This window comes from Roseateles subflavus (assembly GCF_030285365.1).
Lineage (GTDB): Bacteria > Pseudomonadota > Gammaproteobacteria > Burkholderiales > Burkholderiaceae_C > Roseateles_B > Roseateles_B subflavus.
In genome coordinates, this window is record NZ_JASVDS010000006.1 from 215,812 (window position 1) to 234,640 (window position 18,829).

An 18,829-nucleotide genomic window follows, 5' to 3' on the forward strand; every position below is an offset into this window, starting at 1 on the left:
CCCTCAGGGCGCCAGGAAGCCGTGCTTGGCCAGCACGGCCTGGGCGGCGGGCGTCAGCAGGTAGTCGATGAACTGGCGCGCCGCCTCGGCCTGCGCGCCGCCGGCCACCGCCGCAACGGGGTAGCGGATGGGCGATTCCGTCGGCACCACGCTCACCACGCGGACCTTGTCGGGCTGCACCGCCGCATCCGTGGCGTAGACGAAGCCGGCGTCCACCTCGCCCCGGGCGACGTAGTCCAGGGCCTGGCGCACATGGCTGGCGTACACGGCCTTGGCGGATACCGCCGGCCACAGGCGTGCGGCCTCGAGCGCGCCTCGGGCGTAGCGTCCGGCTGGCACGCCTTCAGGCTTGCCCAGCGCCACGCGCTGCACGGCGGCCCCCTGGAGATCCGCCAGCGCCTTGACCGGCACGGTGCCCGTCGTGGGCACCACCAGCACCAGGCGGTTGCTCACGAAATTGCGCCGGGTTCCGGCCAGCAGCGCCTTCTGCACCTCTGCGCGGTCCATCGTGTCCTGGTCGGCCGAGGCGAAGACATCCACCGGGGCCCCCTTGCTGATCTGGGCCAGCAGGGCGTCGGAAGCGCCGAAGTTCAGCAGCACGCGCGTCCCGGGATGCTTCGCCTCGAAGCCCGGCGCCAGTTCCTTGAAGGCATTGCTGAGGCTGGCCGCGGCCGAGACCGTGAGGTCGGCCGCCTGCGCTGACAGGCCGAAGGTCAGGACGGCGAGACAGGCCAGCGGGCGCAGGGCACGGAAGATCGGCATCGGGTTCACGGAGGCGTCCTCATCGAGGCCGGGCAGCGGGCACCGCTGCGCTGACGGCCGGACCGGAATATACACCCGTGCATAACGACCCACCGCCATCGAGCGCCGTGCCCGCCTTGCAGGACGCACGCCCGAGCCGGGGGGGCGATGGCGGCGAGGCTCAGTGCTCCCCGTGCCCCCCAGGGCCGCCATGGCCGCCGGACTTGCGCACACGCAGGTCCACGCTGCCGCCCGCGGCCGGTGCCTGCCGCGGCATCGCCTGCCCGCCGGCCGCGTCGGTGCGAGGCGCCTGCGGCGCCGGGCCGGTCCAGAGCCGGGCCTGCGTGCCGGCGGGGTGCTGGAACCAGCCCGGGTCGCTGTAGTCCCCCGGCTTCTGGCCCTTGCGCACCTTGAGGATGGAGAACATGCCGCCCATCTCGACGCCGCCGAAGGGGCCCTCGCCCGTCATCATCGGCAGCGTGTTGTCGGGCAGAGGCATCTGCATGGCGCCCATCTCGGCCATGCCGCGCTCGCCCATGGCCATGTAGTCCGGCACGAGGCGCGAGATCTTGTCGGCCAGGTCCTGTTGCGGCACGCCGATCATCGTGGGCACCTGGTGGCCCATCGCGTTCATCGTGTGGTGGCTCTTGTGGCAGTGGAAGGCCCAGTCGCCCTCCTCGTCGGCCACGAACTCGACCTGCCGCATCTGCCCGACGGCGATGTCCGTCGTCACCTCCGGCCAGCGGGCCGTCTTGGGGATGGGGCCGCCATCGGTGCCCGTGACGGTGAACTCGTGCCCGTGCAGGTGGATGGGATGGTTCGTCATCGTGAGGTTGCCCACGCGGATGCGCACCTTGTCGTTCTTGCGGACGTTCAGGGTGTCGATGCCCGGGAAGACGCGGCTGTTCCAGCACCACAGGTTGAAGTCCAGCATCGTCATGATGCGCGGCGTGGCCGATCCCGGGTCGATGTCGAAGGCGTTGAGCAGGAAGCAGAAGTCCCGGTCCACCTCGTCGATGAGCGGGTGTCGGCCCTTGGGATGCGTGATCCACAGGCCCATCATGCCCATCGCCATCTGCGTCATCTCGTCCGCATGCGGGTGGTACATGAAACTGCCGGGGCGGCGTGCCTCGAACTCGTAGACATAGGTCTGGCCGGGCTGGATGGCCGTCTGCGTCAGGCCGGAGACGCCGTCCATGCCGTTGGGCAGGCGCTGGCCGTGCCAGTGCATGCTGGTGTGCTCGGGCAGGCGGTTGGTCACGAAGACGCGCACCCGGTCGCCCTCGACGACCTCGATGGTGGGACCGGGCGACTGGCCGTTGTAGCCCCACAGGCGCGCGGTCATGCCCGGTGCCAGCTCGCGCTGCACGGGCTCGGCCACGAGGTGGAACTCCTTGACGCCCTGGTTCATGCGAAACGGCAGGGTCCAGCCGTTAAGCGTCACCACCGGGCGGTAGGGCCGGCCGCTGGCGGGCTGCAGGGGCGGCATGGTGTCCGGGCGGGTCTGCTGGACGGCTTCCGGCAGGGCAGCCAGCGCGACGCGGCTGACGGAGGCGGCGGACACGGCGGCCGTCAGCGCGCCCGCGCCGCGGAAGAAGTTGCGACGGGAAAACATGGGCATTCCTTTCAGTGTGCGGCGGCGCGGGGGCTGTCGGCGTCGGCAGCGGCGGCACCCAGGGTGGTGGTGCCAGGACGGCCGACCAGGGCCATGTCCAGGTCCGCCTGGGCCAGCCAGAAGTCGCGCAGGGCCTCGAGGGAGGCGTTGACGACACCGATCTGCGTGCGGGCGTCGGCCAGCAGCTCGAAGACGCCGATGAACATGCCGTTGTAGCGCAGCAGCTGCTCCTGGGAGACGCGACGGGCGAGTGGCAGCAGCTCGTCGCGGTAGTGCCGGGCGACCTCATGGGCCGCGCGGTAGGTCTGGTAGGCCTCGCGCACTTCCGAGCGCGCCTCGACGGCGATCTGCGCGGCACGGTGGGCATCCTGCAGATAGCGGGCCTCGGCATGCGCCACGCGGGCATCGCCCCAGTCGAACAGCGGGATCTCGAAGCTGATCTCGGCCCCGGTCTGGCGCGGGGCCGCCGTCGCGCTGTTGAGCTTCAGCGCAAGCTCGAAGCCATCCACCAGGCGCGTGACCTTGCTGAGCCCGAGGCTGCTCGCGCTCGCCTCCAGCTGGGCGCGCGCGGCCTGGAGATCCAGCCGGGTCTGCAAGGCCTGCTGCTCGACGCCGACGCGCGCCTCGGCCTGCGCCGGGAGCTCCGGCAGCCGCTCCGGCAGGACCAGGGCCTGGGCGTCGTCCACCCCCAGCAGGCGGGCCAGACGTTCGCGGGTGCTGGTGCGCTGGAGTTCGGCCCGCAGCACCCCCAGGCGCGTTTCGGCCAGGAAGCCCTCCTCCCGAGCCTGATCGAGGGCGCTCCAGTTGCCGGCCTTCTGCATGCGTCGGGCCAGCTCGGCGCCCGCCTCGGCGGCGGACTGGGCGTCACGCCGGTAGGCCAGCGTCTGCTCGGCCGCCAGGGCGGTGTAGTAGGCCTTGCGGGTGTCCGCGGCGAGTCGGAGCATCTCCAGCGTCACGCTACGCTGCACCCCCTGCTGACGCTGCAGCTGCACGCTGCGGCGCATCGGCAGCGTGACGAGGCTGCCGAGGTCGAAGCCTACGCTGCGCTCGATCTCGCGCTCATCGCCGCGTTGCAGGCGCCCCAGCGTGAAGCGCGGGTTGGGCAGGCGGCTGGCCTGCACCAGCTCGGCCTCGGCGATGCCCAGCGACTGCAGGCTGGCCTGCAGGCCGCGGTTGTTGAGCAGCGCGACCTGCACGGCGGCATCGGCGCTGAGCGGCGGGCGCAGCAGCTCGGCCACCCGCGCGGCGATACGGTCGTGATCCTGCGGGGTCCGCGCGGCCTGGAGCTCGGCCTTGAGTTGCTGGCGCGCGGCCTCCTCGACCGGGGCCACGCCGGCGTCCGGCGCCAGGCTGGCGCAGGCACTCAAGGCCAGCGGCGCCAGGGCCAGCAGCAGGGTCCGCCAGCGTCCGGCGGGCGGCGCGGCGGCGTCGTTCATGGGAAGACGGGGAAACCGCGATTCGGGCTCGCGGTGCAGCCCGGTGTCTGAAGTGTGCATGGGCAGGGTGGAATTCGGAAAGGAGTCGTCCATCCGGAGCGGATCGATGCCGCTCGATGGTACGGGCGGGCCCCACGGGACCCGGACGCGGGCGACGTGTCGCAGGCCCGGGCGGCCGGACGGCCACCGGGGGAGCGAGGATGGCGATGGGCGCACGCCCATGGCAGCCATGCGGGAGCGCCGCCGCGGCCTCAGATGCGGCCGCGCCGAGGGGGCCGCTCCAGCCCCTTGGGCCAGGGCGGCTCGGGCGTCAGCAGCGGGGCCGGCCAGCGGGTGGGTGAGTGGGGGGCCGGTGGCACGGCGAGAGGCGCCGGCACCAGCGCCAGGGCGCCCAGGACGCCATGCGTGCAGGCGCCGCAGTCCTCGCAGGCGCTGACCGTGGAGGCCAGGGGGGCGCGGTGGTGCGCGTCGGTGCTGCCTGCCGGATGGTCCGGGCACTCACGGAACGCATCACCTGCATCCAGCAGCGCCGTGCCCGCCGGCAGCGCCGCCACCGGGGCTGCCCGCGGGGGCTGCCCCGCCAACGCCGTCTCGACACCGGCGGGCTGAACCGAGGCCGCCAGGCCCTGGAGCGGCAGAGCCAGGACCAGCAGGCAGGCCAGTGCAAGACGCAGGATCAGGCGCATGGACAGAAGGAAGAGGGGTGATCGGACCGGTGGCCAGGGGGATCATGCCCCTGCCATGGGGCCGCACTGTGGAGCTTGCCCCTATGGCAAGGTCAAGCCCCCTCGCACTGGCCCGCCGGCGCGGCGTCAGCCCCGGGCGTACCAGGCCTGGACGCCAGCGTGGTCCCGCACGGCGTCGTGAATGCCCATGAGGCGCGGGAAGCCGGCAAAGATGTCGGCCGGGATGTGGTCGACCTTGCCGCCCAGGAACCAGCGGACGGCCATGTGCAGCTTCAGGTCCACCACCTGCAGCCGCTCGCCCCCGAAGAACGGGGCCGAGACGATCTGTCGCTCGGCGGCGGCGGCCCACTGGGGCAGGAAGCCGGCCATCAGGGCCTCGCGGACCCGGCGCTTCTCGTCAGCTTCCATCCGGATGGTCGGGCCCACCGCGGCGCGCAGGTCCTCCACATGGGCCATCAGGGACTCGTGGCGGGCGGCCTCGAGGGCGTCCGTCGGATGCAGGCCGTGCTGGCGGCCGATCAGCACCAGGATGGCATTCGTCTGGGCAAGCGGCGGCTGGCCGGGCAGCTCGAGCACCGGCAGCGAGCCGTAGGGCGTCGAGGGCTTGAGCGCCGGCCAGTCCGCCATGGGGAGGCGGCGGTCCTCGAAGTCCACGCCGGCCAGGTGCAGCGCCAGGCGGCATTCCTCGCCGCGGCTGACCGGGGCGTCGAAGTAGATGAGTGCGGGCTTGTTCATGGTCAAAGCCTAGCATGGGGGCCGGTCCCTTGGCGGGCGACGTCATCACGCCTTCATGCCTGACTGCTCAGATGCGGGCATGGCCTCGCCGGCCCGTGGCGTGGCTCTCCATCTGCCCGCCGCCCACGACATGAACGCCCTGCCCCAGGTGCCCGAGGCCCCGCTTTCGGCCCATGGCCTCGCCACCCCGCCAAACTCCCCGTCAGACGCCCCGCCTGCCACCCCCCCCTCCCCCGCGCGTCCCGCCACGAGGCTCATCCCCCCCGCCGACCTCCCCGTCACGCCGGCCGGCGCGGCCCGGGCCACCTGCTTTCTCCTGCCCATCGGTCGCGAACAGGTGCCGGTCTGGGTGTTCCCGCCGGCACACCTGCAGCACGCCCACGCCGGGCTGGTGCTGCGGGCTGGCGCTCGCGAACTGCTGGTCTTCACCCGACCGGCCCTCGACTGGGGATGCGGCGGCCTGCGCCTGCATGTGCTGGACGCCCTGTCGCCGCCGGAAATGGACGCGCCGCCCGCCCCGGCGCCCGACGGCATCGGGGTGAGGCGGCTGTGGCGCCGCACCATGTCCCACAGCGGGGACCTGCAAGGGCTTGCGCTGCAGGACCTCGACAGCGCCATGGCGCGGCGGCTGCACCAGCATCGCCCGGACCCCACGGCCCATCGCTGGGTGCGCTGCATGATCGAGGCCGAGCCCGGGCCACCCTGAGCCGGCGCCCGGTGCCTCGGGACGAGCCGGTGCCGCTCAGGCCAGGCGCGCGAACTGCGCCGTCACCTCGTCCATGAGTTGCAGGATGCGCTCGCTGGTGGTGAAGACCTCGCTGAGCGAGCGCGTGTCCGTGTTGCCCGGCTTGAGCGCCCGCAGCGCGGCATCGAAGAACACGTACTGCTGGTCGACCATCTCGAGCTCGCTGCGCAGGGCGGCGCTGGTCTCGGGTGCTGCCTTGAGCACGGCCTGCGCCTGCGTGAACTCTTCGCGGGCCTGGTTGAGCTGACGCGCCAGGCCATCGGCCTGCACGCCCCAGGCGGCGCCGAGGTAGGTGGCGGCCATGCGCTGGCTGAGCATGCGCTGCCGCCCCGCCAGATTGACCAGCCGCCCCACGGGCTTGCCTGAGGACTGCTCCAGCAGCGCGGTCCCCTGCTGGGCCAGCGCCAGCACCTGCGTGGCGGCCACCATCACGGCATCCGCGCCCTTGGCACTGGGGCGTTCGCCCACCAGCAGGGGCTTGAAGGCGCTCCAGCTGCTGTCCATCTGCTCGTAGACCTTCGCGATGGGCGCGGCGTGCGCATAGGCCCGCAGCTCCACGAGATGGCGGTCGAAGAGCGCCATCGAATCCGCCAGGACCTTCTCGGCCTGCTCGGTGCGCACCTTCTGCCCGAGGGCGAGATAGGCCTTGGCGCAGCGCTGGCTCAGCATGCGCAGCCGGCCGGCCTTGTTGATGGCGTCCGGCAGATCCCGGACTTCCGCATGGACGTGCCCGGCGAACCACAGGGCGGGCATCCACAGCAGGCACTGACGGCGACGCAATAACTCCATGGCGAGACTCCCGGCCTCTGGTGAATCGAGGCGCCAGTCTAGGGACGCTCGCCGCGGGAATCCTTGATGCAGTTTGGCTTTTCGCCGCCTCGGCCAGCGCCGTGCTAGCCCGCCGGGCCAGCGGCCAGCGGCCAGCGGACGCATGAAGGCCGTCACGCCGTGGCGCCTGTCAGCGCAGGGCGGCGTTGAGCTGGTCGACCAGCTCGGCCCAGTCGGCATCGGCGCGGAGCTCCTCGCGCAGGAGTGCGGCCTGGGCCGGATTCCAGCAGGGTGCGTCCTCGAGCCGCATGGCTTGCGGCAGGGGCGAGTGGGACAGGAGGAAGGTCTCGATGCTGGCCGCGTCGTGGGCCAGGCCGAGCTGCGCAAAGAGGTCGGAGAAACGGTGCACGGGGGCCTGCATGAGAAGCTCCATCGACTGAATGGTGCGCAGCTTAACGGCTCCCTCGGGCGGTGTCATGCGTGCCACCGGCCTCGCCCCTGAGTGCGGCCCTGATGTCGCCCCCGATGTCGCCACAGGCGCCACCCCGCGTCCGACGGCGTTCAGGCGCCCGCCCCGCGGCGCGGCCGTGCCCTCTGGCGCAGCCGGTCCGGGGCAAGGATCTGCAGCTCGTAGCCCGAACCGCCGATGCAGCCCTCCTCCTCCAGCTGCCGCAGGCAACGCGAGAAGGTCTCGGGCGTGATCGCCAGCTGGGAGGCCACGTACTTCTTGCGCTGGATGAAGCGTACCGTCCCGCCTTGCCGCCGGGACATGTCCAGCAGCCACTCCGAGACGCGCCCCAGCGCATCCAGGCTCTCCCGGCGCACGGCCTGGCGGGTCTGCTGCAGCTGCAGCTCAGCCAGCGCCTCCACCACCGATTCCATGGCGGCACGCCAGGCGGCGGGATCCTCCGTCGCCCAGGCGTCGATCTGGCTGCGGCTCATGCCGACGGCCAGCACGTCCACTGCGGCCACCGCCCGAAGGTTGTGGGACTCGCGCAGCCAGCAGGCCGCGCAGCCCATCCATTCCCCGGCGTCGGCGAGCCTCAGCTGGCGCCACTCGCCCTGGCTGTCGTGATGCCCCAGACAGACGCTGCCCTCCAGCAGCAGCCACATGGTCTCGCAGTGCTCGCCCTGCTCGAAGAGCGCCTGACCGGCCGGCACACGCCGCCATTCGCCGGCCTCGACGAGCACGGCGCGCAGCGGCGCCCCCACCCGCTCGGCCATGAGCGGCTGGGCCATCGCGGCGGTGCGGCGACGGTGAGTTCTTTCCAGGGCGCCCTCGGGTGCTGGCGCCGCCGTCGATGCGAAGTCGATCGATTCCATGCGGGTCTCCTCGGAGTCGTGCCTCTGAATCGTGCACAAGCCTCACTGTGCTGCGCCGCGCAACTTCCGTGTTTGAGCGGCATCAATACCGGCGTCTCGCGCCACCGCTCGCTTCTCCTCACAGCCCCCTGCACCGGCCTTTGCGCAGGCGCAAATCCATGGCCGCATAAGGTTCATACATTCTGCAACTTCAAGAATCAGGGCCGCGCCCCACCGATGCCATGAGCTCCCCCCTTCCCGAACTGGTGTGCCCGGCGGGCAGCCTGCGTGCGCTGCAGATGGCCGTCGACGCCGGTGCCGATGCCGTCTATCTCGGCCTCAGGGACGCCACCAACGCGCGCAACTTCGGCGGCCTGAACTTCGATCTCGAGCAGGTGCGCAGCGGCATTGCCTACGCGCACCAGCGCGGGCGCCAGGTGCTGATGGCACTCAATACCTACGGGCAGGCTCAGGACCTGAGCCCCTGGCACGAGGCCGTCGATCGCGCCGCGGACCTCGGCGCAGACGCGCTCATCGTGGCGGACATCGGCGTGCTCGCACATGCCGCACGCCGCCATCCCGGGCTGCGCCTGCATCTGTCGGTGCAGGCCTCGGCCACGAGCTACGAGGCGATCAACTTCTACCGCGAACGCTACGGCATCCAGCGCGCCGTGCTGCCCCGCGTGCTCACGCTCCAGCAGGTGCAGCACGTCATCCGCCACACGCCAGTGGAGATCGAGGTCTTCGGCTTCGGCAGCCTGTGCGTGATGGTCGAAGGGCGCTGTGCGCTGTCCTCCTACGCCACGGGCCAGTCGCCCAACACCCACGGCGTCTGCTCGCCGCCCGCCTTCGTGCAGTGGGAACAGCGCGGGGACAGCGTGGAGGCGCGCCTCGGGGGCGTGCTGATCGACCGCTACGGCCCTGACGAGCCGCGCGGCTACCCGACGCTGTGCAAGGGCCGCTTCGACGTCCAGGGCGAACGGGACTACGCGCTGGAGGAGCCCACCAGCCTCAACACCCTCGCGCTGCTGCCGCAGCTGATCGAGTCGGGTGTTCGCGCCATCAAGATCGAGGGGCGCCAGCGCAGCCCGGCCTACGTCGCCCAGGTGACCCGCGTCTGGCGCGAGGCCATCGACCGGGCCGGCTCCGGCGAGCGCTATGCCGTGACGCCGGCCTGGCAGCACACCCTCTCGCACTGGGCCGAGGGCCAGCAGAGCACGCTGGGCGCCTTCGACCGGCCCTGGCGCTGAATCTCCATCGAACACGCGACATGACGACCTCCACCGACGCCCCCTCCCTCACCATCGGCCCGCTGCAGTACTGGTGGCCACGCCAGGCCATCCTGCACTTCTATGCCGACATGGCCGACAGCCCCGCCGACACCCTCGTGCTGGGCGAGGTCACCTGCTCGCGCCGCCATGACTTCTCGCTGGACGACTGGCTCGCCATTGGCCGCGAACTCCAGCAGGCCGGCAAACGCGTGCGCCTCGCCAGCCTGCCGCTGCTCATGTCGGAAGCCGAGCTGCGCGGTCTGCGCCGCGTGGCGGAGGCAGCGCTGCGGGAGGCGGTGCCGATGGACTTCGAGGCGGGCGACGCCGCCGCGCTCAATGTCTGGCAGCAGCTGAGGCAAGACCTGACCCCATCTGCCGCGGGCAGCCGCCTGGTGCTCGGCCCGCACATCAACGTCTACAACCAGCCGGCCCTGAGGGAGCTGGCCGGCCTGGACGTCGGCACCTGGGTGGCGCCGGCCGAGCTCGCGCTCCCGGCCATCGCGGCATGCAATCCGCCGGCCGCCCCCGTGACGAGCGACGGGGTCCCGGTCACGACGGAGCTGCTGGCCTTCGGCCGTCTGCCGCTGGCCTTCTCGGCCCGCTGCTTCACTGCGCGCCATCACCGTCTGAGCAAGGACCAGTGCGACTTCCGCTGCCGGGATGATGCCGATGGCCTGCTGCTGAGCACCAGCGAGGGCCAGCCCTTCCTCGCGCTCAACGGCATCCAGACGCAGTCGGCCGGCCTGCAATGCCTGATCGGCGAGCGCGAGGCCGTGGCAGCCGCCGGCGTGCGCGCCCTGCGGCTCTCGCCCTGCAGCGGGGCGTTCCGCCAGGTGGTGGCGCTGTTTGACGCCGTCTACCGCCGGCAGGCCCCCGCGGACGACGCCCTCGCCGCGCTGCGGGCCCTGGCACTGCCCGGCGAGCTGGTCCACGGCTTCGCCCACCGGCAGCCGGGCATGCAGGCCGTGGCCTGATCGCCGGCCACCGGCCAGCCCGCTCCTTCCGTCCGCCTTGTCGATTCGTCGTCAATCCAGCCTCTCACGAGTCTTCCCACCGTCCTCAGCCCCCCCATCGCCATGGCCCACCCCCAAGCGCAGCCGTCCCGTCTTCCGCCGCCCACGGTCCTGCTGGACGCCGTGCGGCGCCTCGTTCGCCGCCTGCCGGTCGAACCGCCGTCCTTCGTCGCCGCGCGCCTGCTGGACCGTCTGCTGCTGCCGCGGCTGGACGAGGCCCAGCGCGTCGCGCTGTCGGGCAAGGCGCTCGAGCTGGAGGTGCTGGAGCCCGGCCTGCGGCTGCGCCTGCAGCTGGCGGCGGACGGCTTCCGACCGGCGCCGCGCGGCACGCCCATCCAGCTCACCATCCGCGCACGCAGCGAAGGCCTGTGGAAGCTGCTGCGCGGCGAGGAGGACGCCGACCGCCTCTTCTTCGACCGGGCCCTCGTGATGGAGGGCGACACGGAGTTCGGCCTGATGCTGAAGAACACCCTCGACGCCATCGGCCCGCTGTTGCCCGTCCGCGCCGCCTGATTCGTCGCCTGGTCCGTCGCCTGGTCCGTCGCCGGGCTTCTCCGGCCGTCGCCCGCCCTGCCCCCGACGCCCCACCCGGTCCGGCGTGGATTGATCTGCATCAAAAGCTTCATTCTTGATATTGATTCAGGTCGCATCCGCCGGCACAATTCCTACATCCAATATGGAGCTTTAAAGATGACCACCCTCTCCGTCCCTCGCATCCATGTGCCCGACCTGCCGCCCCAGGAGCGCCACCCCACCCTCTTCAGCGCCTTCGAGGCTCTGCCGGTGGGTGGCTCCTTCGAGCTGAGCAACGACCACAACCCCGAGCCCCTGCGCCGCCAGTTCCAGGTGCTGTGGCCCGACCAGTTCGCCTGGGATGCACTGGAATCCGGCCCGGAGCTGTGGAAGGTCCGCATTTCCCGCAAGCCTGCGGGCAAGAGCTGCTGCGGCTGCTGCAGCTGATCCCTCGCCGGCGGCACCTGCGCGGCCGCCCGCCTGCCCTGAGGGTCGTCGCCCGCGCCGACCAGGAGCCCTGACACCATGAGCACCGTTCTGTTCCGTCTCGAGGAGCCTCCCGCCCGGCGGGACGGCTTCGCCCTCTGGCAACTGGGCTTCCGGCCCTTCTACCTGCTCGCCGCGCTGCAGGCGCTGCTGATGGTGCCGCTGTGGGCGCTGCAGTTCAGCGGCTGGCTGCCGCACCCCCTGCTGGCCGGTGCCGCCTGGCATGCCCACGAGATGGTGTTCGGCTATGCCCTCGCGGTGGTCATCGGCTTTCTGTTCACGGCCGGACGCAACTGGTCCGGCCAGCCGACGCCCACGGGTCGCGCGCTGCAGCTGATCGCCGCCCTGTGGGTCCTGGCCCGGCTGGCGGTGCTGAGCCCCTGGGGCTGGCTCTCCCTGGCGCTCAATGTGGCCGTGCCCTGGACGGCAGCGTGGGGCCTGTGGCAGGCGCTGCACAGGGCGGGCAACCGCCGCAACTACTTCTTCGTCGGCCTGCTGGGGCTGATGGGCGTGGGCAGCGCGCTGCTGCACCTCGCCAGCCTCGGCGTGCTGACCCTGCCGGCGCTCGCCGGTGCCGGCGTGCCGCTGGGGCTCGACGTGGTGCTGCTCATGATCGCCGTGATGGCCGGCCGCGTGGTGCCCATGTTCTCCAACAACGGCGTTCCCGGGCTGCAGGCGCGGCGCGAGCCGCGCGTCGAGCAGCTGGCCCTGGGCAGCGTGATCGCGCTGATTCCGCTGGACGCCCTCGGCGTGACCGGGCTGCCGGTGCAGCTCGTGCTGGGCATCGCCCTGCTGGCTCACACCTGGCGCTGGTGCCTGTGGCAGCCCTGGAAGACCTGGCGCCATCCGCTGGTGTGGGTCCTGCATGCCGCCTACCTGTGGCTGCCCGTGCACCTGGCCTTGCGTCTGGCCGCACAGGTCTGGCCGCTGCCGGGCGGTCCGGCCATGCACGCCCTGACCGTCGGCGTGATCGGCATGATCACGCTGGGCATGATCACCCGCACCGCGCTGGGCCACACCGGGCGGCGCCTGCAGGCCGGGCCGGTGGAGACCGCCGCCTACGCGAGCCTGTTCCTCGCGGCCCTGGTCCGCGTTGCCGTGCCCCTGCTCGCTCCCGCCCTGCTGATGCAGGCCGCCCTGGCCTCCTCGGTCCTGTGGAGTGCGGCGTTCGCGCTCTATCTGTGGCGCTATGCGCCATTTCTGCTGCGCCCTCGCGCGGACGGCCAGCCGGGTTGACCCCGCACGGAAGACAATCCCTCCATGCGACTCACCACCATGACCGACTACGCGCTGCGCCTGCTGATCTACCTCGGCAGTCATCCTGAGCGCCTGTGCACCACCGCGGAGGTCGCCTCGGCCTACCAGATCTCCGAGGCGCACATGACGAAGATCACCCACCAGCTGGGTCTGGGCGGCTGGATCCACACCGTGCGCGGCAAGGGCGGCGGCATGCGTCTCGCGCACGACCCGGCGGACATCAACCTCGGCGCCCTGGTGCGCGCCGTGGAGCCCGACTTCCATCTCGTCGAATGCCTGGGCGACGACAGCGACTGCCGCCTGACGCAGCGCTGCCGCCTGACCAAGATCTTCACCGGCGCCCTGGCTGCCTTCCTGTCCGAGCTGGACCAGCACACGCTGGCCGACCTCCTGCCGCCTCCGGGGCGCAAGCTGCCGCTGCGCAGCCCGTCCGACATCCCCATCCGAACCGCGAAGGCCTGAGCGCCCATGCAAGCCCCCGAGCCTCCCGCCGCCGAGCGCGCGGCACGCCGCGTCATTCCCATCCAGGCCGACGCCGCCCCCGCCGGCACCTCGCTGTACGCCGCGGAGAAGAAGATCTACCCGCGCGCCGTCAGCGGCCGCTTCGCCAACTGGCGCTGGGCGCTGGTGGCCCTCACGCAGGCCTTCTTCTACGGGATGCCGTGGCTGCAGTGGGAGGGTCGGCAGGCGCTGCTGTTCGACCTCGTCGGCGGCCGCTTCTACATCGGCGCCCTGGTCTTCTACCCGCAGGACCTGATCTACCTCGCCACGCTGCTTGTCTTCAGCGCGCTGCTGCTCTTCTTCTTCACGGCGCTCGCCGGGCGCCTGTGGTGCGGCTATGCCTGCCCGCAGACGGTCTACACCGAGCTCTTCCTCTGGATCGAGCGTCACACCGAAGGGGACCGCCAGGCCCGCATGCGCCTGGATGCCGCACCCTGGAGCGTCGAGAAGCTCTGGCGCAAGACCGCCAAGCACGGCGGCTGGATCGCGCTGGCGCTCTTCACGGGCTTCAGCTTCGTCGGCTACTTCAGCCCCATCCGGGCACTGACGGAGGCGCTGTTCGCCTGGAACCTCTCGCCCTGGGAGGCCTTCTGGGTGCTGTTCTACGCGGGCGCCACCTACGGCAACGCCGGCTGGCTGCGCGAGCAGATGTGCAAGTACATCTGTCCCTACGCCCGCTTCCAGAGCGCACTGATCGATGCCGACTCGCTGATCATCACCTATGACGCCCGCCGCGGCGAGCCGCGCGGCGCCCGCTCGCGCAAGTCCGCCGAGGTGCTCGCCGAGGGCCGCGGCGACTGCGTGGACTGCACCCTGTGCGTGCAGGTCTGCCCCACCGGCATCGACATCCGCAAGGGCCTGCAGAACGAGTGCATCGGCTGTGCCGCCTGCATCGACGTCTGCGACCAGGTCATGGACAAGATCGGCGCGCCGCACGGTCTCATCCGCTATGCCACCGAGAACGGCGTGGCCCAGGGGCTGAGCCGCGCCCAGATGTGGCGGCGCACGCTGCGCCCCCGCGTGCTGATCTACGGCGGCGCGCTCGCGGTGCTCGGCGCCCTGATGCTGTGGCAGCTGAGCCAGCGCAGCGCCCTGCTGATCGATGTCATCAAGGACCGCGGCGTGATGGCGCGTCAGGTCGAGGACGGCCAGATCGAGAACGTCTACCGCCTGCAGCTGCTCAACCGCAGCGAGCGCACCCTGCACCTGCAGTTCGAGGCCGAGGGCCTGCCCGGCCTGCGCGTGCTGGGCGCCGAGCGCGTGACGGTGGACCCTGCGGCCATCGTGTCCCTGCCCGTGCAGCTGCGCCTGCCGGCCGGCGCCGTGCAGGACAGCGGCGCACGGCGCGTGCACCTGCTGGCCCGGGACCTCGACCACCCTGAGACCCCGGTCTTCCAGGCCGAGGCCAGTTTCTTCGTGCCGCGCTGAACGACCTGACCCCATGGACCCGCAAGACAACGCCGACGCCACGACACAGGAGCACCTCATGGCGGTGCTGCGCCGGGTGGCCGACCCCGAGATCGGCGAGAGCATCGTGGACCTCGGCCTGGTGGGCCGCCTGGACCTCGCGCCGGGGCGCGTGGCACTGTCCCTCATTCCCACCAGCGCCACCTGCCCGATGGCGGACGTGCTGATCGAGGATGCCGAGCTCGCCCTGCGCGAGGCCTGCCCGCCGGACTGGACGGTGGCGGTCGAGATGGACTGGAACGCCGTCTGGACGCCGCAGCGCCTGTCGCCCGCGCTTCGCCTGCGCCTGGGATGGGCCTGAATCGCCGGCCTGGCCTGCCCGGGTGGGGCCTGGCGCTGGCCCTGGTCCTCGCCCTGCTGAACCTGCTGGCCGCGATGGCCGGCGGCCTGCAGCGGCTGGGCAGTCTGCCGACGGGCCTGTCGGCCGTGGCGCAGGCGGCGCTGCAGCACCACGGCGCGCTGATGCTGGGCGGCTTCTTCGCCACGCTCATCGCGCTGGAACGGGCCGCCGCTCTCGGGCGCGGCCTCGTGGTGCCTCTGCTGTGCGGCCTGGCGGGCCTGGTGCTGCTGGCCGGTCTGCCGATCCCGGCCCTCGCGCTGTGGATGGCCGGCACCCTGGGCTTGCTGAGCCTGTACCTGCGGGCCGGCGACACGCGCGCGTGGTCCCTGCCCCTGGTCATCGAGGCCAGCGCGTGCCTGCCCCTGCTGATGGCCCTGGCCGCTCATGCGATGGCGGTCGACACGGCGCTGCGCTGGAACGGGTCCCTCTTCCTGCTGCTGACCATCGCCGGTGAGCGGCGCGAGCTCTGCCGGCTGCTGCCACTGGGCCCGCTGGCCCGTCACAGCTTCCTGGCCCTGTGGCTGGGCCTGCTCGCGAGCGGCGTGCTGAGCCTGTGGCAACCCACCCTCGCCGAGCGACTGTGCTGGCCGCTGTTGGGGGCCCTCGCGCTGTGGCTGATGGCCTTCGACATCGCCCGCCACCAATGGCACGCCCGGGGCTGGGCCGGCCACACGGCGCGCTGCCTGCTGGCGGGCTATGCCTGGGCGGCCATCGCCGCGCTGGCAGGGCTGCTGGGCCAGCCCACCTTCGCCTGGCATGCGCTGTGGCTCGGCTTCGTGATGGCCATGGTCTTCGGCCACGCGCCCATCATGCTGCCGGCGCTCCTGCGCCTCAGCCCCCGCTACAGCCCCTGGGCGCTGCTGCCGCTGGGCCTCATGGGCGTGAGCCTGCTGTTGCGCGGGGCCGGCCAGGCCGGCCTTGCACCGGCCCTGCTCCCCTGGGCAGGTGGGCTGCACGCCCTCGCCCTGCTGAGCTTCGGCCTGCTGATGGCCGGGCTGTGCCGGGCCGGGCGGCGCTGAGCGCCCGCGGCGAACGCATCAAGACCAGCGGGGCGGCCGCGGTCGGTGTCAGGCGCGATGCCGCTGGCTCGGCGCCGCGTGGCAGATGAGGCCCCCGCCGCCACTCTTGGCCCGGTACATGGCCGCATCCGCTGCGGCGATGAGCGCCTCGGCATCCTCGCCGTGATCGGGGAAACGGGCCACGCCGACGCTGGCGCCCACCACCAGCTCGCGGCCTTCCCAGCGCACGGGCTCGGCCAGGGTGTCGCGCACCTTGCGGGCCACCACTTCGACGTCCTCGGCCTCGTGCACCTCGTCCAGCAGGATCACGAACTCGTCCCCGCCAATCCGGGCGACGGTGTCCGACTCCCGCACCAGGTGGCGCAGGCGCTGAGCCAGGGTGCGGAGCACGGCGTCCCCCGCCCCGTGGCCTTCGCCGTCGTTGACTTCCTTGAAGCGGTCCAGGTCGACGAAGAGCATGGCCAGACGCCCCTGGTTCCGGCGCGCATGGGCCAGCGCATGGTCGAGGCGGTCCATGAAGAAGCGGCGGTTCTGCAGGCCGGTGAGGCTGTCATGGCTCGCCAGGTGATCCAGCTCCCGCTGCTTCTGCGCCAGCTTGGAGAACTGCGCGCCGATCTGCTGCTGCATGTGCTCGATGGCGCGGGCCAGCGTGCCGATTTCGTCGCGCCGCTGCACGGGCAGCGGATCGCCCGGCTTGCCGTCGACAAAGCCGTCGACCGCCCCCACGATCTGCGCGAGCGGCCGGGTCAGGGCCCGCGCCAGCAGCGCCGCCAGGAGCACCGCCAGGGCGCTGAAGGCGGCCACGATGCGCAGCACCATCGCGCCCAGGCTGTCGCTGTCGGACAGCACGGCCGACAGCGGCTGTGACAGGCCGAGCAGGAAGTCCTCCTCCGCCTTCAGCGCCGATCCCGGCTGCCGCACGAAGGCGGCGACCGCAACGGGGCCCTGGGCCGCCTCGGAACGGGCCACCACCGTCTTCTCATCCGCGCCGACCGGCGCGACCAGCAGCTCGCGCACCGCCGGGAACTCGTCCTGCACCACCGCGGACTGGCCGCGGTCGAAGGCGAAGGCCTTGCGCGGGTCGGGATGGATCAGGTATTCGCCCTGCGCATTGCTGAGGTAGAGCTGCAGCCCGGGCGGCAGGTCCGCGGCCAGCTGGCCGAAGAGGCCGTTGAGATCGACGTTGATGACCATGACCCCCAGGACCACGCCATGCACGTCCATGACGGGGGCCGCCACCTCCAGCGAGGGCTTGCCCTGCCCGGCATGGGCGCCCAGCTCGTGGTTGATCACGGCCCGGGACACATACACCTGCCCGGCATGCAGCCGCAGGGTCTCGTAGACATAGGGGTAGTGGCCCTTCTCCTGCAGGTCCTCGCCCTGCACGCGCATCACGCCGAGGTCATCGCGGTCCACACGCACGCGCTCGACGCCATGGTTGGCGGCATCCAGCAGCCGCATCTGGAAGTACTCGGGATGCGTCTCCAGCATCTGGCGGAACAGCAGCGCGAGGGTGGTCTCGTTGCGCGCCAGCTGCTCGGGATCGCTGCGCAGCAGCAGGCGGCCGGCCCCGGGATGACCGGCCACCAGCCGGACATCCCGCGCCGTGTTGTCCAAGCCCACCGCGAGCTGGCGCACCAGCACGCGTGTGGCCGTCACGAGCCGCTGCTCGGCGGCCGCGACCATCATGTGGCGGCTCGCGCTGTAGGCGTAGTAGCCCGTCAGCCCGGCCACCACCACCCCGGCCACGGCCAGGGCGACCCCGAGCCGCCAGGCGATGCCGAGCCTCATCGCTGCAGCACCCGCGACGGGGAGTCCCCCGAGTGGATGCGCGCCCAGTAGTGCTCGCGACGCTCCTCGCTTTCCACCGGTTCCAGCCAGCGCAGCGGCACCTGCGGGGCGCTGGCCACGGAGTCGCTCACGGTGTTGGCCAGGCCCTGGCGGGACACCAGGAGGCTGCTGGCGGGCTCCTCGAGCATGAAGTTGATCCAGGCGTGGGCCAGCTCGGGGTCGCCCGTGCTCGAGGAGATCGCCCAGCAGTCGAGCCAGGCCAGCGCCCCTTCGCGCGGGATCACATAGCCCACGTCGACGCCAGCCGCCTTCAGCAGGTGGAGCTGCTGCAGGCCGTAGTTGGCATACATGAGCGCCACCTTGTGCCGCATGAAGAGCTGCACGGATTCCTCCGGCAGGCTGTAGAAGCCCAGGACGTTGCGGCGCAGCGCGACCAGCTTGTCCACCGCCGGCGCCCATTGGCGCTCACCCAGCTCGAAGGGCTGCTGCCAGCCGAGGGCCAGGGCCGCCAGCGAGAAGTTGTGGGTGCCGCCGGCATAGGCCAGCACCTTGCCCCGCCAGCGCGGATCCCACAGGACCTGGAGCGAGTCCGGCGGCGCGCTCAGCTGGCGGCGGTCGTAGATCAGCCCCATCTCGGAGTAGGTGTAGGGCACGCCGTAGACCTGCGTGAGGCCGTCCACCCGCCGGATCAGCCCGGGAATCGCGGACAGCTCCCGGAATCGCGGCCGCTGGCGGCGCGTGTTCGGGACGCGCTGCAGCTCAATGGGCCGGGCGATGCCCTGGTCGATGTACTGCTGCAGCTCGGCGGTGTTGAGCGCAAAGACGTCGAAGTCCCGCCCGCGCCCGGACAGCAGGCGCTGGCGCATGGCCTCGTCGGAACCGACCACCGTCAGCTCCACCCGCGCGCCGGTGCGCTGGCTGAAGCCCTGCAGCACCTCCGGGTCCGCATAACCGGGCCAGGCCAGCACCCGCAGCACCTTGCCCGAGGGCTCGGCGGCGACCGCATGCGCCAGACCCAGGGCCCAGAACAGCAAAGGCATCAGGATGCGCAACGGCAACGTCATGGCGGCATCCTAGAGGACGAAAGGGGCGGCGCGCCGGGCCGTGGGGGTCTGCACCACAGCCGCGCTGCCTCGATCCGCG

General features: G+C 71.9%; 20 protein-coding genes. 10 read left to right on the plus strand and 10 right to left on the minus strand.

Annotated elements, in window-relative coordinates; translation table 11 throughout:
- Positions 1 to 3: 3 nt before the first annotated feature.
- The 5 genes from modA to QRD43_RS19325 form a co-directional block, all read right to left on the minus strand.
- Positions 4 to 771, minus strand: coding sequence for a molybdate ABC transporter substrate-binding protein (gene modA, locus QRD43_RS19305; RefSeq protein WP_434063909.1), 768 nt, complete (start codon positions 769 to 771; stop codon positions 4 to 6).
- A 151-nt stretch (positions 772 to 922) separates the two neighbouring features.
- A complete protein-coding gene (locus tag QRD43_RS19310; RefSeq protein WP_285984129.1) occupies positions 923 to 2,356 on the minus strand; it encodes a copper oxidase in 1,434 nt (477 codons plus the stop codon).
- A gap of 11 nt (positions 2,357 to 2,367) precedes the next feature.
- A complete protein-coding gene (locus QRD43_RS19315; protein ID WP_285984130.1) occupies positions 2,368 to 3,792 on the minus strand; it encodes a TolC family protein in 1,425 nt (474 codons plus the stop codon).
- A gap of 251 nt (positions 3,793 to 4,043) precedes the next feature.
- Entirely contained in the window at positions 4,044 to 4,478 is a 435-nt protein-coding gene (locus tag QRD43_RS19320) for a hypothetical protein (protein ID WP_285984131.1), read from the minus strand.
- A 126-nt stretch (positions 4,479 to 4,604) separates the two neighbouring features.
- On the minus strand, positions 4,605 to 5,213 hold the full coding sequence (locus QRD43_RS19325) for a glutathione S-transferase family protein (protein ID WP_285984132.1): 609 nt from the start codon (positions 5,211 to 5,213) through the stop codon (positions 4,605 to 4,607).
- A 55-nt stretch (positions 5,214 to 5,268) separates the two neighbouring features.
- On the opposite strand from QRD43_RS19325, the gene QRD43_RS19330 reads away from it, so the two are divergent.
- A complete protein-coding gene (locus QRD43_RS19330; protein WP_285984133.1) occupies positions 5,269 to 5,919 on the plus strand; it encodes a hypothetical protein in 651 nt (216 codons plus the stop codon).
- 36 nt (positions 5,920 to 5,955) lie between these two features.
- On the opposite strand, the gene QRD43_RS19335 is transcribed toward QRD43_RS19330, so the two are convergent.
- The 3 genes from QRD43_RS19335 to QRD43_RS19345 all read right to left on the minus strand — a co-directional run bounded on the left by QRD43_RS19335 (position 5,956) and on the right by QRD43_RS19345 (position 8,049).
- Entirely contained in the window at positions 5,956 to 6,747 is a 792-nt protein-coding gene (locus tag QRD43_RS19335) for a type IV pili methyl-accepting chemotaxis transducer N-terminal domain-containing protein (protein ID WP_285984134.1), read from the minus strand.
- 169 nt (positions 6,748 to 6,916) lie between these two features.
- Positions 6,917 to 7,147 (minus strand): DUF2789 domain-containing protein, encoded by a 231-nt coding sequence (locus tag QRD43_RS19340; RefSeq protein ID WP_285984135.1) that lies wholly within the window; start codon positions 7,145 to 7,147, stop codon positions 6,917 to 6,919.
- 140 nt (positions 7,148 to 7,287) lie between these two features.
- Positions 7,288 to 8,049, minus strand: a complete 762-nt coding sequence (locus tag QRD43_RS19345; protein WP_285984136.1) for a Crp/Fnr family transcriptional regulator — start codon at positions 8,047 to 8,049, stop codon at positions 7,288 to 7,290.
- 221 nt (positions 8,050 to 8,270) lie between these two features.
- On the opposite strand from QRD43_RS19345, the gene ubiU reads away from it, so the two are divergent.
- From ubiU to QRD43_RS19390, 9 genes are all read left to right on the plus strand, one after another.
- Positions 8,271 to 9,278, plus strand: coding sequence for a ubiquinone anaerobic biosynthesis protein UbiU (gene ubiU, locus QRD43_RS19350; protein ID WP_285984137.1), 1,008 nt, complete (start codon positions 8,271 to 8,273; stop codon positions 9,276 to 9,278).
- 20 nt (positions 9,279 to 9,298) lie between these two features.
- The gene (locus QRD43_RS19355; protein ID WP_285984138.1) at positions 9,299 to 10,273 is read left to right on the plus strand and encodes a U32 family peptidase; all 975 of its coding nucleotides are present in this window, start codon (positions 9,299 to 9,301) and stop codon (positions 10,271 to 10,273) included.
- Between the two features lie 102 nt (positions 10,274 to 10,375).
- Entirely contained in the window at positions 10,376 to 10,825 is a 450-nt protein-coding gene (gene ubiT, locus QRD43_RS19360) for a ubiquinone anaerobic biosynthesis accessory factor UbiT (protein WP_285984139.1), read from the plus strand.
- A gap of 177 nt (positions 10,826 to 11,002) precedes the next feature.
- On the plus strand, positions 11,003 to 11,272 hold the full coding sequence (locus tag QRD43_RS19365; protein WP_285984140.1) for a DUF2249 domain-containing protein: 270 nt from the start codon (positions 11,003 to 11,005) through the stop codon (positions 11,270 to 11,272).
- Positions 11,273 to 11,350: 78 nt separating this feature from the next.
- Entirely contained in the window at positions 11,351 to 12,547 is a 1,197-nt protein-coding gene (locus QRD43_RS19370; RefSeq protein ID WP_285984141.1) for an NnrS family protein, read from the plus strand.
- A gap of 24 nt (positions 12,548 to 12,571) precedes the next feature.
- On the plus strand, positions 12,572 to 13,030 hold the full coding sequence (locus QRD43_RS19375) for an RrF2 family transcriptional regulator (protein WP_285984142.1): 459 nt from the start codon (positions 12,572 to 12,574) through the stop codon (positions 13,028 to 13,030).
- A 6-nt stretch (positions 13,031 to 13,036) separates the two neighbouring features.
- Positions 13,037 to 14,497, plus strand: a complete 1,461-nt coding sequence (gene ccoG / locus QRD43_RS19380; RefSeq protein ID WP_285984143.1) for a cytochrome c oxidase accessory protein CcoG — start codon at positions 13,037 to 13,039, stop codon at positions 14,495 to 14,497.
- A gap of 13 nt (positions 14,498 to 14,510) precedes the next feature.
- A complete protein-coding gene (locus QRD43_RS19385) occupies positions 14,511 to 14,837 on the plus strand; it encodes a metal-sulfur cluster assembly factor (RefSeq protein ID WP_285984144.1) in 327 nt (108 codons plus the stop codon).
- On the plus strand, positions 14,828 to 15,895 hold the full coding sequence (locus tag QRD43_RS19390) for a DUF8744 domain-containing protein (protein ID WP_285984145.1): 1,068 nt from the start codon (positions 14,828 to 14,830) through the stop codon (positions 15,893 to 15,895). Before QRD43_RS19385 ends, QRD43_RS19390 begins: the two co-directional genes overlap by 10 nt.
- A 48-nt stretch (positions 15,896 to 15,943) precedes the next feature.
- Here the strand turns inward: QRD43_RS19390 and QRD43_RS19395 are convergent, their stop codons facing one another.
- Entirely contained in the window at positions 15,944 to 17,686 is a 1,743-nt protein-coding gene (locus QRD43_RS19395; RefSeq protein ID WP_285984146.1) for a diguanylate cyclase domain-containing protein, read from the minus strand.
- Positions 17,683 to 18,750 (minus strand): ABC transporter substrate-binding protein, encoded by a 1,068-nt coding sequence (locus QRD43_RS19400; protein WP_285984147.1) that lies wholly within the window; start codon positions 18,748 to 18,750, stop codon positions 17,683 to 17,685. Before QRD43_RS19400 ends, QRD43_RS19395 begins: the two co-directional genes overlap by 4 nt.
- Between the last annotated feature and the right edge of the window lie 79 nt (positions 18,751 to 18,829).